Here is a 15283-nt window from a genome sequence, read left to right as displayed (position 1 = left end):
GCCGGGACGGGGCACGGCGGCTGTCAGGGGCCGCGTGCGCCCCGTCCCGGGGCAGGGGGGTCCTACGGGTTGACGGTGATGTGCAGCGTCGAGGTGGTGTTCTGGATGTCCTTGTAGTTGTTGCTCAGGGTCAGGTGGTTGAAGGTGACGTCACCGACCGCCGGGCCCTGGCCCGCCTCCGGCATCTCGTTGGCCCACAGGCCGTAGCCGGACTTGGCGTCGAAGGCGTCGCCGCTCTTCTGCGCCCCGGTGATCGAGACGTTGGTGAAGACGGTGTCCTTGATCGGGTTCTGCGGCTGACCGCCCACGTAGTTGGTCTGGAACATGATGCCGCTGTAGGTGGGGTCGACGATGTCCACGTCGCTCACCCGGATGCCCTGGAACACCTTGGAGGCGGAGAACACCCAGATCGCCGGGAAGACCTGCGAGCCCCAGAAGTGGCCGCCGGCCCGCACGATCGAGATGTTCTGCAGGTTGGTCGGGTCCGTCCCGAAGCCGTTCATGGCGTAGCCGAAGTCCAGCGAGGAGATCGTCACGCCCGAGTAGCAGAGGGTGTCCGCGATGTAGATGTTGCGGAAGGTGTTGGCGTAGCCGCCGTACACCGCGATGCCCGCCGCGCGCCAGGTCAGGATCGAGGTCAGGTTCTGGAACACGTTGTTCTTCTCGTCCGCGCCGCCCGCGTCGATCGCGGAGAACAGCGCGAAGGAGTCGTCACCGGTGGCCCGGGCCTCGTTGTTGGAGACCAGGTTGTCGGTCGAGCCGTTGGTCATGTTGATGCCGTCGGCGAAGGTGTCCCGGATTCGCGAGTTGGTGATCGTCATGAAGTCCGTGTTGGCACCCCAGTACATGCAGACCATGTGCTCGGTCCAGATGTTGTCGATCGTGATGTTCGCGACGTTGGAGAAGTCGAACACCTTGCCGGGGCCGTCGATCCGCGAGGTGTAGTTGCCGAAGTAGGCGAACCCGCTGAAGGTCGAGCCGTTGGCGGTGGCCTCGGCCCGGAAGCCGACGTCGGTGTTGGACTGGCTGGTCGGGGCGTAGAACCGGGTGAACCACGGGCCCGCGCCGACGACCTTCACCGGCTTGCCGTAGACCTGGAACTTGTTCGCGGTCTGGTAGTCGCCGGCCGGGAGGTAGACGCCGACCAGGGTGCCGGTGGTGTCCATCCGGACCTTGTCCAGGGCCGCCTGCACGTCGCCCTGCGCGAAGCCGGTCGGGACCACGTACTTGGCCGGGTCCGGGTTGGCGACCTGGGTGGCCTGCTCCAGGCTGACGAAGTCGATCGCGTACTGCGAGGTGTTCGCCGAGTCCTTCTGCAGCTTGATCTTGTGACCGGCCGGGACGGTGGTGCCCAGCAGGACGTTGGCCTCGTCGTAGATGTGCCGCGGGCTGCCGGCGCTCGGGCCGTTGCCCGGGGCGGTCTCGGAGCCGTACAGCCAGGCGTACTTGGAGGTCAGGTCGATCGCCTTGAGGAAGGTGCCGTCGACGTAGACGTTCAGGGTGGCGTTGGTGCCGTCACCGCCGGCCGCGTCCGGGATGGAGAACCGGGTGACCAGGGTGTTGGTCGCGGCCTTGGTGGTGAACTCCACCGAGGAGCCGGTGGTGTTCAGCGTGACGGCCTTGCGGCCGGACGCCTCGCCCGCCACGTCGCCGATGGTGCGGTTGGGGCCGACCACCTGGGCACCGCCGGCCAGCACGCCGTCCTCGGCCTCGTAGTTGTCGAACGGCAGGTTGGCGCCGCGGCCGACGTACAGGGACTGGGTGGAGGTGTTGTTGGCCTGCTTGACCGGCAGTTCGTTGCCGTCGTTGGCGATCACCGTCTTGACGGTGTAGCGGCCGTTGGCGGCGGTCCAACTGCCCAGCGAGACCGGGCTGCTGGTGGCGCCGGGGGCGAGCGTGCCGCTGTACGCGCCGGTCAGGGTCTTCAGCACGGTGCCGGTGGTGGCGTCCGAGACGGTCACCGTGATGCCGTGGCTGCCGGCGGCGCTGGCCACCGTGCCCTGGTTCTTGACCGCGACGGTGAAGTTCACCGCGCTGCCGTTCGCCGGGTTGGAGGGCGACCAGGTCGAGGGGGCGGCGACCAGGTCGGAGGAGGCGACCTGGTTGACCGTCAGGGCGCTCGCGGCGGTGAACGAGTTGTTGGTCTCGTCCTGCTCGATGACCTTGTTGTCCTCGTCGACCTTCGCGGTCAGCTGGTAGCTGCCCGCGTTCTGCGCCGGGATCTGCGCGGAGACGGTGGCGGAGGCGCCGGCCGCGAGGGCGCCGACGTTGGCCGAGCCGACCTTGGTGGCGCCGAGGTAGAAGTTCACCGAGGTGGCGCCGGAGGCGTTGGTGCCGGTGTTCTTCACCACCGCCGACAGGGTCGGGGTGTCGGTCTCCACGGGGGTGGCCGGGTTGCTGCTCACCGAGGTGACGGTCAGGTCCGGGTTGGGGGCCGGGACGCCGATCACCTGGAACTCGGCGGCCTGGGCGCCGCTGGAGCCGGAGTTGGTGGTGAACTTCAGCTGCACGTCGGCGACGGTCGCGCTCACCGGGATGGTGACGGTGTTGCCGCTCGCCGGGTCGAAGCTGTAGCTCTGCGCCGGGACGAGGGTGCTGAAGCCGCTCGCGCTCTGCTCGCGGCCGTCCACCTCGATGGTCTGGGTGCGGGCGCCCCACGCCGAGCCCGGGTTGAGCTTGACCACCACCGCGCTGGTGGTCGCGTTCGCGCCCAGCTTCACCGCGAGGGTGCTCGGGTAGCTGCCCGCCGCGCTCTCCCAGTAGGTGGAGGTGTCGTTGTCGTTGGCGTTGGTCGCCACGAAGGTGAAGGTGGACGAGGAGGCCGTGATCGGCTTGCCCGCCGCCAGGTTGGTGCCCGTCCCGGTGCCGGTGCCGGTGCGCACCACGGTGTTGGAGGCCGCGGACTGGTTGCCCGCCGCGTCCTTCGCCTTCACGTAGTACGAGACGGTCGCGGTGTCCGGCTGGCTGTCGGTGTACGTCAGGGTGGTGCCGCTGACGCTGCCGCGCAGCGCGCCGTTGGCGTACACGTCGTAGCCGGTGACGCCCACGTTGTCGCCGGCCGCGCCCCAGGTCAGCTTGACCTGGCCGGAGGCCGGCGAGGTGTACGCCAGGTTGGACGGGGCGCTGGGGGCCTGGGTGTCGCCGCCCTGGCCGGTGCGGGTGACGGTGTTGGAGGCCGCGGACTGGTTGCCCGCCGCGTCCTTCGCCTTCACGTAGTACGACACCGTGGCGCTGTCCGGGCGGCTGTCGGTGTAGGTCAGGGTGGTGCCCGACACCGAGGTGAGCAGCGCGCCGTTGGCGTAGACGTCGTAGCCGGTGACGCCCACGTTGTCACTGGCCGCGCCCCAGGTCAGCTTGATCTGGCCGGAGGCGGGCGAGGTGTAGGCCAGGTTGGACGGGGCGCTGGGGGCCTGGGTGTCGCCGGAGGTCGGGCCGTACGCCTCGAACTCGGAGAGCTGGCCGGCCGGCCAGGCGGTGTTGCCGGTGAAGGTCAGCCGCAGGTACCGGGTGGTGGTGGTCGACAGGTTGACGGTCACCGCGTTGCCGGCGGCCGGGTCGAACACGTAGCCGGCCGAGGCCACCAGGTCGGTGAAGTTGCTGCCGTCGGTGGAGCCCTGGACCTTGAGCGTCTCGGTGCGCTTCTCCCAGCCGGTCGGCAGCTTCAGCACCAGCTTGTTGACCGGGACGGCCGAGCCGAGGTCGCCCTGGACCCACTGTGGGAAGGCGTTGTTGGCGCTCTCCCAGTAGGTGGCCTGGTTGCTGTCGCCGACGTTGCCGGCCACGTAGGTCTGCGAGTAGCCGCTGGCGGTGAAGGTGCGGCCGGCCAGCAGGTTCGCGGAGGCGGAGGTGGCGCCGTAGACCTCGAGCTCGGAGACCTGGGCGGACTGCCAGCCGGTGTTGGCGGTGATGTTGACCCGCACGTACCGGGCGGTGGTGGCCCCGAAGGAGATCGTCGCCTTGTCGCCGGAGGCCGGGTCGAAGGTGTAGTTCGCCGAGGCGGTGATGGTGGAGAAGTTGCTGCCGTCGGTGGAGCCGAGCACGCTGAGCGTCTCGGTCCGGGCGCCCCAGGAGCCGGGGACCTTGAGCACCACCGTGTCGATGGAGGCCGCCGAGCCGAGGTCGACCTGGACCCACTGCGCGGAGGCGAGGCCGTTGGACTCCCAGTAGCTGTCCTGGCTGCCGTCGTTGACGTTGCCGGCGCCGAACGTGCCGTTGGTGCTGGAGGCGGTGACGGCCTTGCCGAGGGCCAGGTTCGGCCCTCCCGCCGCCTGTGCCGCCGGGAGGAGGGGCCCGGCGAGCAGGAGCATTCCCAGCGTGGCCGACGACGCCGTCAGCCGCGCGGTTATGCGCTTCGATCTCATGACGTCCCTTCATAAGGTCGAGAAGATGACAATCTTCTGTCCATCTTTTGCGTGATGGCAGCCAAGAGTTACAGCGGCGCTACGAGCATGTCAACGGATCGGTCCAAGTCCGCGCACACGAAAAAGCGGACGGGCACCGAAGTGCCCGCCCGCTCGGCGGTTCCGTCGTGACCCCCCGTCAGGGGCCCGCTACCTGCTGCTGATCAGCTCCGCTCGCGGGCCGGCGCGGTCGAGCCGCGCACCACCAGCTCGGGCTCGAACAGCAGCTCGTCGTGGGTGACCCGGACCCCGGCGATCTCGCCGACCAGCAGGTCCACCACCGCCCGGCCCATCGCCTCGATCGGCTGCCGGACGGTGGTCAGCGGCGGGTCGGTGCACATCATGAACGAGGAGTCGTCGTACCCGACCACCGACACGTCGTCCGGCACCGCGAGCCCGGCCCGGCGCACCGCGCGGACCGCGCCCAGGGCCAGCGGGTCGCTCGCGCAGACCACGCCGGTGACGCCCTGGCGCAGCAGCCGGGTGGTGGCCGCCTGGCCGCCCTCCAGGCTGAACAGCGCCCGCTCGACGTGCTGTTCCGGCAGCTCCAGGCCCAGCTTGGCCACCACGGCCCGGGCCGCGGCGAGCTTGCGCTGCGAGGGCATGTGGTCCAGCGGGCCGAGCACCAGGCCGATCCTGGTGTGCCCCAACTGGCGCAGGTGGCCGAAGGCCTGCTCGACCGCCACCGCGTCGTCGCAGGAGACCCGGGGGAAGTCCAGGTGGTCGATCGCCGCGTTCAGCAGCACGGTGGGCAGGCTGCGTTCGGCCAGCCGCTGGTAGTGGTCGTGCGGGGCGTCGCCCTGGGCGTAGAGGCCGCCGAAGAACACCACGCCGGAGACGTGCTGCTCCAGCAGCAGGTCGACGTAGTCGGCCTCGGAGACCCCGCCCGCGGTCTGGGTGCACAGCACCGGCGTGAACCCCTGGCCGGCCAGCGCGCCGCCCACCGCCTCGGCGAACGCCGGGAAGATCGGGTTGCCCAGCTCCGGCAGGACCAGCCCGATCAGCCGGGCCCGCTCCCCGCGCAACTGGGTGGGCCGCTCGTAACCGAGCACGTCGAGGGCGGTGAGAACGGCCGCCCTGGTCGCTTCGGAGACACCGGGCTTCTCGTTCAGCACCCGGCTGACGGTCGCCTCGCTGACCCCGACCTTCTTCGCCACCTCGGCAAGTCGTCGTGTCATGGGCCGAGTGTACGACAGAAAACGCAAGCGGCTTGCGTGGATTTGCAGAAGAGGACGGAACCGATCGGTTCCGTCCTCCTCGGGGCCGCGGCCCGCCGCCGGGTCAGCGCAGGTCGAACACCAGCCGGGCCGAGACCTTGCCCGCGAGGACCTCCGCGAAGCAGGAGTTGACGTCCTCCAGCTTCCGGGTCTCCCGGATCACCTGCGTCCGGCCCAGCTGGTGCAGCCGGAACACCTCCGCCAGGTCCTGCCGGGTGCCGACGATCGAGCCGATCACCTTCGTCCCGTTCAGCACCGTGTCGAACACCGGCAGGGTCAGCTCGCCCTCGGCGGGCAGGGCGACCAGGACCAGGGTGCCGCCGCGGCGCAGCGAGTCGTAGGCGGCCCGGAACGAGGCGTTGGAGACGGCCAGCGAGATCGCCGCGTCCGCGCCGCCGAGCTTTTGCACCTCGTGCGCGACGTCCTGGGTGCGGGCGTCGAGGACGTGGTCGGCGCCGAGCCGCTCCGCGAGCCTCAGCTTGTCGTCGGTGATGTCGACGGCGACCGTCTCGGCGCCGAAGATCCGGGCGTACTGCAGCGCCAGGTGCCCGAGGCCGCCGATCCCGGAGACCAGCACCCGGGTGCCGGGGCGGGCGCCGGAGAGCTTGACCGCCTTGTACGTGGTGACGCCCGCGCAGGACAGCGGCGCGGCGTCCATCGGGTCCACCCCGTCCGGCACCGGGACCACGTAGTCGCCGTGGGCCAGCGCGTACTGGGCGTAGGCGCCGTCCACCGAGTAGCCCGAGTTGTGCTGGCTGGGGCAGAGCGTCTCCCAGCCGCTCACGCAGTAGTCGCACCGGCCGCAGGCGTCGGCCAGCCACGGGATCGCCACCCGCTCGCCGACCTCGACGTGCCGGACGTCCGCGCCGGCCGCCTCCACGATGCCGACGCCCTCGTGACCGGGCACGAACGGCGGGGACGGCTTGACCGGCCAGTCGCCGTGCGCGGCGTGGATGTCGGTGTGGCACAGGCCGGAGCACTCGATCCGCACCAGCACCTGGTGCGGTGCCGGGGCGGGCACCTCGCGCTCCTCGATCTCCAGCGGCTCGGTGAAGTCCCGGACGACGGCTGCCTTCATGTCCTTCTCTCCTCGCGGTGCTGAACGGCGCCCGGTGGTGCCGAGCGGTTCCGAGCGGTGCCGAACGGTTTCGGCGGGTCGCACTCCCCCGTCCCAGCCTGCTGGTTCCCCGTTCGAACCGCGAACGGACGCGCCGCCCCGGGCACCGCCCGGGCCGGTCGGCGGACACCACTACGCTTGGCACCCGCCACCCGGCCCACGGCGGCATTCAATGCCCGTAGGCTGGGCAGTAAGGGACCACGGGGGCGGCAGAGCCCCCGCCACTGACGGAGGGAAACGCCGGGTGATCGAGCTGGAAGACCTTCCCGAGTTGATCGACCCGGTGATGATCTGCGCCTTCGAGGGCTGGAACGACGCCGGCGACGCGGCCTCCGCCGCACTCGGGCACCTCGACGAGACCTGGGGCGGCAAGGTGTTCGCCGCGCTCGACGCCGAGGACTACTACGACTTCCAGGTCAACCGCCCCACCATCTGGCTCGACGGCGGGGTCCGCCGGATCACCTGGCCCACCACCAGGCTCTCGGTGGTCCGGGTGACCGAGCCCAAGCCGCGGGACCTGGTGCTCGTCCGCGGCATCGAGCCCAGCATGCGCTGGCGCTCGTACTGCAACGAACTGCTCGGCTTCGCCCACGAGCTGGGCGTCGAACTGGTCGTCATCCTGGGCGCGCTGCTGGGCGACGCCCCGCACACCCGGCCCGTGCCGGTCTCCGGCGTCACCTCGGACGCCACGCTGGCCCGCTCGCTCGACCTGGAGGAGAGCCGCTACGAGGGCCCCACGGGCATCGTCGGCGTCCTCCAGGAGGCCTGCGCGCACGCCGGCGTCCCGGCCGTCACCTTCTGGGCCGCCGTCCCGCACTACGTCTCCCAGCCGCCCAACCCCAAGGCCACCCTCGCCCTGCTCAACAAGGTCGAGGACCTGCTCGACCTGCGCATCCCGCCGGGCGAGCTCGCCGAGGACGCCCGGGCCTGGCAGCTGGGGGTCGACCAGCTCGCCGCGGAGGACTCCGAAGTCGCCGAGTACGTCCAGCAGTTGGAGGAGGCGCAGGACACCGCGGAGCTGCCGGAGGCATCCGGCGACGCGATCGCCCGGGAGTTCGAGCGCTACCTGCGGCGGCGCGACAACCAGGGGCCGACGGGCGAGAAGCCGATCACGGGGCACGCGACGGAGCGGCCGAAGGACGAGGACGAGGAGTAGGCGGGCCCGCAGCGTGGACCGGCCCCGGGAGGATGGTGCTCTCCCGGGGCCGGTCGTGCTGTGGGTGCCTGGTCGCCCGCGCGGTTCCCCGCGCCCCTGGCGGGGGCGCGGGAGTCGGGCGGCGCGGGGGTGCGGGTGCTACAGGGCCACGCCCAGCAGGGCGTCGACGGTGCGGGAGGTCAGACCCGGGGCACCGGTGTCCTCGCCGCCCTCGGCCCGGGCCGCGGCGGCCCAGCGGTCGACGGCGGCGAGTGCGGCCGGGGTGTCCAGGTCGTTCGCCAGGGCTTCGCGGACCTCGGCGAGCAGCGCGGTCGCGGAGGGGCCGTCCGGGCGGGAGACCGCGTCGCGCCAGGTGGCGAGGCGGGTGAGGGCGGTGTCCAGGTCGGCCGCCGTCCACTCCCAGTCGCTGCGGTAGTGGTGGGCGAGCAGGGCCAGCCGGATCGCGGCCGGGTCGACGCCCTCGCGGCGCAGCGCCGAGACGAAGACCAGGTTGCCGCGGGACTTGGACATCTTGTGGCCGTCCAGGCCGACCATGCCGGCGTGCACGTACGCGCGGGCGTAGGGGTGCTCGGCGAGGGCGACCTGGGCGTGCGCGGCGCCCATCTCGTGGTGCGGGAAGGAGAGGTCGCTGCCGCCGCCCTGGACGTCGAAGTCCATGCCGAGGAACTGCAGCGCGATGGCCACGCACTCGATGTGCCAGCCGGGACGGCCCCGGCCGAGTTCGGTGTCCCAGGCGGGTTCGCCCGGGCGGGCGGCGAGCCAGAGCAGGGCGTCCAGCGGGTTCTTCTTGCCGGGCCGCTCCGGGTCCCCGCCGCGCTCGGCGAAGACCGGGAGCATCTGCTCGCGGCTGAGGCCGGAGACCTCGCCGAAGCGCGGGTCGGAGTCGACCGAGAAGTAGACGTCGCCGTCGACCTCGTAGGCCGCGCCGGAGGCGAGCAGGCGCTGCACCAGCGGGACGATCCACGGGATGGACTCGACGGCGCCGACGTAGTGCGCGGGCGGGAGCATCCGCAGCGCGGTCATGTCCTCGCGGAACAGCGCGGTCTCGCGCTCGGCGAGTTCGGTCCAGTCCTGGCCGGTGGCCTCGGCCCGCTCCAGCAGCGGGTCGTCGACGTCGGTGACGTTCTGGACGTAGAGGACGTCGTGGCCGGCGTCCTTCCAGACCCGCTGGACCAGGTCGAAGGCGTTGTAGGTGGCTGCGTGGCCCAGGTGGGTCGCGTCGTAGGGGGTGATGCCGCAGACGTAGAGCCGGGCGGTCGGGCCGGTGGGCACGACCTCTCGGACACTGCTCGTGGCGGTGTCGTAAATGCGCAGGGGAAGCCCCTGACCGGGCAGGGCGGGAACCTCGGAGGCGGGCCAGGCATGCATGGGACCGACTCTAACCTCGCGATCATTTGAAAGACCAACCTATGGACGCGATCGGCCGGAATCCGTTCTTCCTCGGTTTCGGATCGGTATCAGACCGGCGGCCAGGGAATAGAAGGCCACTCCGCCGACGGCAGCGGATGGCGTCCGGCGGACCGCAGCGCGGCCGTCCGGGTCTTCAGCGCGTCGAGTTCACCGGGCGTCAGGTGCGGGCGCAGCCGCTCCCCCAGCGGGCCGTCGAGGTCGGCGGCGAGCCGGTCCAGGACGTCGAGCGCCTCGGCGGTGAGCGGCTCCTCGGCCCAGCCCCAGAGCAGGGTGCGCAGCTTCGGGTCGGTGTGGAAGGTGACGCCGTGGTCGATGCCGTAGATCCGGCCGTCGGCGGCGGGCAGCCAGTGGCCGCCCTTGCGGTCGGCGTTGTTGAGGACGGCGTCCAGCACGGCGAGGCGGCGCAGGCGTTCGTCGTCGCGGTGCACCAGCCAGGCCAGGCGGCCGCCGTCCAGTTGGGCCCGGACGATGGGCAGCCAGCCCGCGCGCGGGTCGTCCAGCGGCTGGAGGTCGAGCAGCTCGGCCGCCTCCGGGTCGGGTTCGATCCAGAGCTGCACCATGCCGGGCCCGGCCGGGCCCCCGCGCAGCACGGTGGGCGGGACCAGCCGCCAGCCGGTGGCGGCGGAGACCTCGTACGCGGCGGTCTCCCGGCCGGCCAGGGTGCCGTCGGGGAAGTCCCACAGCGGGCGCTCCCCCGCGACCGGCTTGTACACGCAGGGCGCGGTCAGGCCGTCCAGGGTGACCGTGCAGTACAGGACCGCGTTGGAGGCGTCGGTGACCCGGCCGTGCACGGCGAGCGCGCCCTCGCGCAGCAGGGTGAGCGCGGCGGCGGTGTCGGCGGCCAGTGCGGCGCTGGTGGCCGGGTCGGTGGCGGGGGCCTCGACCTCCGGCCCGGCGGGCGGTGCGGTCTCCGGCTCGGCCTGCCGTTCCGGGGGCGCGGGCCGTTCCGCGGGCTCGGGCCGCTCGGCGGGCTCCCGGTCCTCGTTCAGCGCCGGTAGCCGTTCGCGCGCGGGCACAGGTGGCCCTCCGGGTCGAGCGGGAGGTTGCAGAACGGGCAGGGCTTGCGGCCGGCCGCGACCAGGTCCAGGGCGCGCTTGGCGAACACCCGGGCCATCGCGCCGCTGAGCCGGACCCGCAGCAGGTCGGGGCCGTTCTCGTCGTCGAAGACCTCGGCCTCGTTCTCGTCCTCGTCCTCGGACTCCTCGACGTACGCCTGCGCCTCGACCACCAGGCAGTCGTCCCGGGCGTCCCAGGCCAGGGCCATCGTGCCGACCCGGAACTCCTGCTCCAGCGGCAGGTCGAGCGGGGCGGTGTCGAGCAGCTCGACGGGGGCGACGGCCGGGATCGGGGCCTCGCCGCCGCTGCGCCGCAGCGCCTCGTCGAGGACCTCCTCGATGCGCTCGGCGAGCGCCGCGACCTGGGCCTTCTCCAGCAGGACGCTGGTGATCCGGCCGCGCGAGGAAGCCTGCAGGTAGAACGCGCGGGCACCGGGCTGGCCGACGGTGCCGGCCACGAACCGCTCGGGCTGGTCGAAGAAGTGGACCTGACGGGACACGCTGCTCGCTCCGGAAGGGGTTGCGGTCTTCTCGATCTCACCCTACGGCCAAACGGGCCGGGGACGGCACGCGGGGCGGGCGGTTTCCGCGTGCGCTCGGGCAGTTGTGCGGTGGGGCCGTGGGGCTCAGGCGGTGGGGCTCGGGCCGTGGGGCTCGGGCCGTGAGGCTCGGGCCGTGGGGCTCAGGCCGTGCCGGTCTCGCCGCCGACCACCGCGTCGTCGCCGGCCGAGTGGCCGTGCGGGCGCGGGGCCAGCGCGGCGAGCGAGCCGGTCTCGCCCAGGCGCAGCAGGTAGGGGCGGTGCGGGGTGTAGCGGATCGCGGTGACGGAGCAGGGCTCGACCGAGATCCGCTGGAAGTGGTCGAGGTGCAGGCCGAGCGCGTCGGCGACGATCGCCTTGATCACGTCGCCGTGGGTGGCGGCGACCCAGAGCGCGTCCGGCCCGTGCTCGACGGCGATCTTGTCGTTCCACTCGCGCACCGCGTCGACGGTGCGGTGGCTGAGCGCGCGCAGCGACTCGCCGCCGGGGAAGGCGGCGGCCGAGGCGTGGTCCTGGACGGTGCGCCAGAGCGGCTCGCCGGCCAGCTCCGCGAGCGGGCGGCCGGTCCACTCGCCGTAGTGGCACTCGCCGAGCCGCTCGTCGAGCGCGGGGGCGGCCAGCTCGGGGCGGGCGGCCGACAGCGGCTCCAGCGTCTGCCGGCAGCGCTCCAGCGGGCTGCTGACCAGGCGGGCGATCGGCAGCCCGGCGAGCCGCTCGGGCAGCCCGGCGGCCTGGGCCCGTCCGGTGTCGTCCAGGTCGACTCCGGGCGTCCAGCCGGCGAGGACGCCGGCGGAGTTGGCGGTGGACCGGCCGTGGCGGACGAGCAGCAGGGTGGGCATACCTGAAAGGGTACGGGGTGCGGGCCTCCCCGCGGGCGGCCCCCTTCGGTCACAATGGCGGGCATGATCGTGGATTGCGGCATCTACCGGGACGGGAAGCGCGTCCGGGGCCCCGAGGACTTCTCGGACGCCCTGGCGGAGGTCCGCACGGCCGGCGACGGCTTCGTGTGGATCGGCCTGGCGGACCCCACCACGGAGGAGTTCGACCACGTCGCCGAGGAGTTCGGCCTGCACCCGCTGGCGGTGGAGGACGCCGTGAAGGCGCACCAGCGCCCGAAGGTCGAGATCTACCGGGACTCGGTGTTCACCGTCCTGAAGACCGCCGCCTACCACCAGCAGCACGAGACGGTCTCGATAGGCGAACTGATGATCTTCCTGGGCGACTCGTACGTGATGACCGTCCGGCACGGCCCGGAGAGCCCGCTCAAGGACCTGCGCTCCCGGCTGGAGGGTCAGCCCGAACTGCTCGCGCACGGGCCCGCCTCGGTGCTGTACGCGGTCTGCGACCTGGTGGTCGACCAGTACCTCGACGTGGCCACCGAACTGCAGACCGACCTGGACGAGCTGGAGGAGCAGATCTTCTCCCCCGGGCGCTCGCGCGGCGCGGCCGAGCGGATCTACGGCTTCAAGCGGCAGGTGGTGGGCTTCCGCAAGGCCACCTTCCCGCTGATGGAGCCCGCGCTGCGGCTGACCCGGGGCGAGGGCGAGTTGCAGGTCCCGTTCGTCGCCGCCGAACTGCGCCCGTACTTCCGCGACGTGGCGGACCACCTGGCCAAGGTCAACGAGGTGGTGGAGAGCCTGGACCGGCTGCTGTCCGACATCCTGGCCGCCAACCTGGCGCAGGTCAGCGTGCAGCAGAACGACGACATGCGGAAGATCTCCGCGTGGGCCGCGCTGGCCGCCGTGCCGACCATGATCGCCGGCATCTACGGGATGAACTTCGAGCACATGCCGGAGCTGCGCCAGCCCTGGGGCTACCCGCCGCCCTGGGCCTGATGGTGGCCGTCTGCGTCGGGCTGCACCGGCTCTTCAAGCGCGCGGGCTGGCTGTAGCGGGCCGTCCCCCCGGTGGGCCTCGGGCAGACTGTCGGGAATCCGTTCACGGGCGCGAGGGGGAGGCGTGGGCAGGACACCGGCGGACGCGGACGAGTGGCGCGGCGACTTCCTGGCGGGGCTCGGGGTGCCGGAGCCCCGGCCCGCCGAGGGGGCCGGGCCCGTCGACGGGGCCCGGCCGGGCGGCGGTGAGCACATGATCGTCTGCGGTGGGGAGGCGCTGGCGCACCGGCTCGCGGTGCAGCTCTCCTCGCTGTACGACCGCAGGGTGGTGGTGGTCGTGCCGTCCCTGACGCGTGACCACGGGCCGCACCTGGTGGCGCTGGCCCGGCAGCGGCCCGGGTCCGTCGAGGTGCTGGAGGCGGCCCGGCTGGACGTGGACGCGCTGGCCCGGGCCGGGGTGCAGCGGGCGGCGGCCCTGGCGCTGACCTCGGGCGACGACCGGGAGAACCTGCACGTGGCGCTGCACGCCCGGCAGGTGAACCCCGATCTGCGGCTGGTGGTGCGGGTGTTCAACCGGCGGCTGGGCGTGCGGATCGAGCAGGCGCTCGACCGGGCGGTGCTGGCCCGCAGTCCGGAGCTGTCCCGGGCGGAGCTGGAGGCGTCGACCACGGTGCTGTCCAGTTCGGCGACCGCGGCCCCGGCACTGGTCGCGGCGGCGGTGTCCGGGCGCAGCCAGGCGGTGCAGGTGGACGGGCGGCTGCTGCGGGCGTCGCTGCTGCGGGCCGGCGAGGAGCCGGTGGGGCGGGAGTTGGCGACGGTGGCGGCGGTCGATCCGCTGGGCGAGCCGGCCGGTTCGGTGCTGCTGCCGGCCGCGGAGCCGGTCGGGGCGGAGCGGGTGGTGCTGGAGCTGCTGGGGGACGGTCCGGGGCCGGGGCGCCGGCGGCGGCTGCCGGGCCTGGCCGGGTTCCCGCTCGGGGCGCTGTTCTCGCCGCGGCTGCGCTGGGCGCTGGCGGCGCTGGCCGGGCTGATCGTGCTGCTGGCGGGGGCGACGGCGCTGTTCACCGGTCAGTCCCCGGCGCACTCGGTGTGGTTGACGGTGCTGGACGTGCTGGGCATCGCCGATCCGGCGGAGGACGGCGGCCGGGGCGGGAAGGTGCTCCAGGTCCTGACGGCGGTGAGCGGGATGCTGCTGATGCCGCTGCTGATCGCCCTGGTGCTGGAGGCGCTGGGCACGTTCCGGGCCGCGGGCGGGCTGCGCCGGCCGGCCCGCGGGCTGGCCGGGCACGTGGTGCTGGTGGGGCTGGGGCGGCTCGGTAGCCGGGTGCTGGAGCAGGTGTGGGAGATGGACGTGCCGGTGGTCTGCGTGGAGTCGGACCCGGCGGCGGTCGGGGTCGCCCGGGCCCGGGCGTTCGGCGTCCCGGTGGTCGTCGGCGACGCGACCCAGGACGGGGTGCTGAAGGCCGCCAAGGTCCACCGGGCGCAGGCGCTGCTGGCCCTGACCAGTGACGACAGCACCAACCTGGAGGTGGCGCTGGCGGCCCGCGAGTCGGTGCCGGAACTGCGGGTGGTGCTGCGGCTGTTCGACGACGACTTCGCCGGGAACGTGTACCTGACGCTGCGCGACTCCTACCCGGGCGCGCAGACCCGCAGCCGCAGCGTGGCCTACCTGTCCGCGCCCTCGTTCGCCTCGGCCATGATGGGCCGTCAGGTGATCGGGGCGATCGCGGTGGGCCGCGAGGTGCTGCTGGTCGCGGCTGTGGACGTGGCCCGCTCCCCGCGGCTGCGCGGCCGGAGCGTGGCCGACGCCCACCGTCCGGGCCTGTGGCGGGTGTTGGCCCTCGACCTGGCCGCCCCGGAGGACCGCAGCCCGGACCTGGCCCGGCCCCGCCCCGAGGGCCCGGCCCTGCTCTGGTCGCCCCCGCCGGAGCGGGTGCTCGGCGACCGGGACCGGGTCGTGGTCGCCGCCACCTCCAGCGGTCTCGGCCTCCTGCTGGGCGCCCGGCAGGAGTGACGGTCGCCGGGGCGCGGACCCGCGTGTTCAGGAGTTGTTCCGCAAAACGCGGATCGAGGCATTTCTGCCGTATGGGCGAGGTGTCGCGGGCTGGGCCGGTGTGCGGCGGAACGCGCACGGGTCCGCGGCGGCGCCGTCTCGGGGTTCACCGGGGTGGCGCGGGGGCGAACTCGCGGGGCGGGGAGACTCGTTCGCGCTGGTCAGCGGCCTGGCGGCGGGAGGGTGCCGCCGGTCCGGACGTCGCCGGACGATGGCCGCGCGGAAGGAGCGGATCGCCGGGCCGCCCATTTGTTAATGCGAGGTTTCCGGGAAGTGCGGAGTGCCGGAGCGGTTCCGGGTGCGGCACATAAGGTGAACCGTCCCGGCGGGCCCGGCCAGGGTGCCGTTTTCCAGCGGAGGCCCAGGTGGGGAAGGGTGCTCCGTGTACCCGGGTCCCACGGGTGGGCGCTGGGGGGGATCGGTGGTGCACCGAGTGTGATCGAAAGTCTTGTCCGGTGCTGCCCGGCGTTGCTATAAATGGGCGTCCGCCGGTTACCGGCGCGGC

Annotated in this window: 9 protein-coding genes and 1 pseudogene; 3 read left to right on the top strand and 7 right to left on the bottom strand. The window is 72.8% G+C overall.

The genetic code is table 11. The features are described 5' to 3' along the window. Positions 1 to 62: 62 nt before the first annotated feature. From QMQ26_RS31250 to adhP, 3 genes are all read right to left on the bottom strand, one after another. A complete protein-coding gene (locus QMQ26_RS31250) occupies positions 63 to 4361 on the bottom strand; it encodes a discoidin domain-containing protein (RefSeq protein WP_282203570.1) in 4299 nt (1432 codons plus the stop codon). A gap of 203 nt (positions 4362 to 4564) precedes the next feature. Next, the gene (locus QMQ26_RS31245; RefSeq protein WP_100839321.1) at positions 4565 to 5578 is read right to left on the bottom strand and encodes a LacI family DNA-binding transcriptional regulator; all 1014 of its coding nucleotides are present in this window, start codon (positions 5576 to 5578) and stop codon (positions 4565 to 4567) included. Between the two features lie 103 nt (positions 5579 to 5681). Further along, entirely contained in the window at positions 5682 to 6695 is a 1014-nt protein-coding gene (adhP, locus tag QMQ26_RS31240) for an alcohol dehydrogenase AdhP (RefSeq protein WP_282203569.1), read from the bottom strand. A gap of 283 nt (positions 6696 to 6978) precedes the next feature. On the opposite strand from adhP, the gene QMQ26_RS31235 reads away from it, so the two are divergent. Continuing rightward, positions 6979 to 7890, top strand: coding sequence for a PAC2 family protein (locus QMQ26_RS31235; RefSeq protein ID WP_100839323.1), 912 nt, complete (start codon positions 6979 to 6981; stop codon positions 7888 to 7890). 138 nt (positions 7891 to 8028) lie between these two features. On the opposite strand, the gene mshC is transcribed toward QMQ26_RS31235, so the two are convergent. The 4 genes from mshC to QMQ26_RS31215 all read right to left on the bottom strand — a co-directional run bounded on the left by mshC (position 8029) and on the right by QMQ26_RS31215 (position 11733). Continuing rightward, the gene (gene mshC / locus QMQ26_RS31230) at positions 8029 to 9258 is read right to left on the bottom strand and encodes a cysteine--1-D-myo-inosityl 2-amino-2-deoxy-alpha-D-glucopyranoside ligase (protein ID WP_282203568.1); all 1230 of its coding nucleotides are present in this window, start codon (positions 9256 to 9258) and stop codon (positions 8029 to 8031) included. A gap of 89 nt (positions 9259 to 9347) precedes the next feature. Continuing rightward, positions 9348 to 10145: an SCO1664 family protein gene (locus QMQ26_RS31225; protein WP_282206653.1), complete on the bottom strand. Its 798-nt coding sequence runs from the start codon at positions 10143 to 10145 to the stop codon at positions 9348 to 9350. Between the two features lie 140 nt (positions 10146 to 10285). Next, the gene (locus tag QMQ26_RS31220; protein ID WP_100839325.1) at positions 10286 to 10855 is read right to left on the bottom strand and encodes a DUF3090 domain-containing protein; all 570 of its coding nucleotides are present in this window, start codon (positions 10853 to 10855) and stop codon (positions 10286 to 10288) included. Positions 10856 to 11037: 182 nt separating this feature from the next. Beyond that, the gene (locus tag QMQ26_RS31215) at positions 11038 to 11733 is read right to left on the bottom strand and encodes a histidine phosphatase family protein (RefSeq protein WP_282203567.1); all 696 of its coding nucleotides are present in this window, start codon (positions 11731 to 11733) and stop codon (positions 11038 to 11040) included. Positions 11734 to 11796: 63 nt separating this feature from the next. On the opposite strand from QMQ26_RS31215, the pseudogene corA reads away from it, so the two are divergent. Together corA and QMQ26_RS31205 are read left to right on the top strand one after the other, a co-directional pair. Further along, positions 11797 to 12785, top strand: a pseudogene (gene corA, locus QMQ26_RS31210) (magnesium/cobalt transporter CorA). 67 nt (positions 12786 to 12852) lie between these two features. Beyond that, complete coding sequence (locus QMQ26_RS31205) at positions 12853 to 14739, top strand: NAD-binding protein (RefSeq protein WP_318552091.1); 1887 nt, start codon at positions 12853 to 12855, stop codon at positions 14737 to 14739. Positions 14740 to 15283 lie beyond the last annotated feature (544 nt).

It is taken from the genome of Kitasatospora fiedleri (assembly GCF_948472415.1).
GTDB lineage: Bacteria > Actinomycetota > Actinomycetes > Streptomycetales > Streptomycetaceae > Kitasatospora > Kitasatospora fiedleri.
The sequence above is the reverse complement of the archived record's forward strand: the minus strand, read 5'-3'. Positions and strand labels throughout refer to the sequence as shown.